This window comes from Protofrankia sp. CiP1_Cm_nod3 (assembly GCF_982290655.1).
Map to the genome: position 1 here is coordinate 1 of NZ_CEVIVD010000169.1, position 1,132 is coordinate 1,132.

Consider the following 1,132-nt stretch of genomic DNA (forward strand, 5'->3'; position numbering starts at 1 on the left):
CCCGATGTCCCGCCCGCGCCGGGTAACGAGTATGTAAGTGGCTGCTGTAGCAGCCACTTGCTCTCTCGTTACTGTGACCGCCTCGGTCTCGAGGCGTCGAAGCCGAAGCCGACGCCGGCGCAGCCCCCTCCCTTTCCCCAGGCTTCCTTTTCCCGCCACTCCTTGACCGGCGAGGGAAAAGGGATCATGACAGCACGTGCGTGAGTGGCTGCTCCCTCGATCTCAATATCCTGATCAGGTCAGGATGTGTGATCGGGCTCGTGGGTGGGGGCGACGTGGCGGGAGATTCTGGTGGGAGTACTCGGGCTGCGGGGGGTGCAGGGGATTTTGACTATGAGGCGCACGGTGACGGCTACGCTCGGCGGCGCCGTACCGATCCGCGTATCGCGGCCCTGATCCATGCTGCGCTCGGCGATGCCCGGACCGTGCTCAACGTGGGCGCCGGCGCGGGCTCCTACGAACCGGCTGACCGCCACGTCGTCGCGGTCGAGCCGTCCGCGGCGATGCGCTCCCAACGGCCGCGTCACCTTGCCCCCGCGATCGACGCGACCGCCGAGGAACTGCCGTTCGACGACGGCAGCGTCGACGCGGCCATGGCCACCGTGACGGTCCACCAGTGGGCCGACCCCGACCGCGGGCTGCGGGAGATGCGCCGGGTCAGCCGCGGACCGGTCGTCGTGCTCACCTTCGACGGCGACACCCTCGACCAGTTCTGGCTGGCTGACTACATTCCGCAGCTCATCGCGGCCGACCGGCCACGCTACCCGGCCATCGGGCACATCCGTGCCGTCCTCGGCGGCGCGAGCACGGTGACCCCGGTCCCGGTGCCGATCGACTGCGTGGACGGGTTCACCGAGGCGTACTACGCCCGCCCGGAGGCGTTCCTCGACCCGGCGGTGCGCCGCTCCCAGTCCGTGTGGGGCTTCGTCGACGCCGACATCGCCGAACGCGCGGTCGCCCGACTGCGCCACGACCTCGAGTCAGGCACCTGGGATCGCCACTACGGTGCGTTACGACACCAGCCCGAATTCCATGGCTCCCTGCGGCTCGTCACCGCCCTCCCACCCAGCGACACAGCACAGGCCGACTGAGCCGCCAGCCAAAACTGGCCAGACGGTGCCACGCCGGCCAA

The 1,132-nt window shown here is 69.5% G+C and carries 1 protein-coding gene; it reads left to right on the forward strand.

What is annotated here, in order from left to right; all coding sequences use genetic code 11:
• Positions 1-248: 248 nt before the first annotated feature.
• Positions 249-1,091, forward strand: a complete 843-nt coding sequence (locus AC5LUJ_RS21310) for a class I SAM-dependent methyltransferase (RefSeq protein ID WP_250290747.1) — start codon at positions 249-251, stop codon at positions 1,089-1,091.
• Positions 1,092-1,132 lie beyond the last annotated feature (41 nt).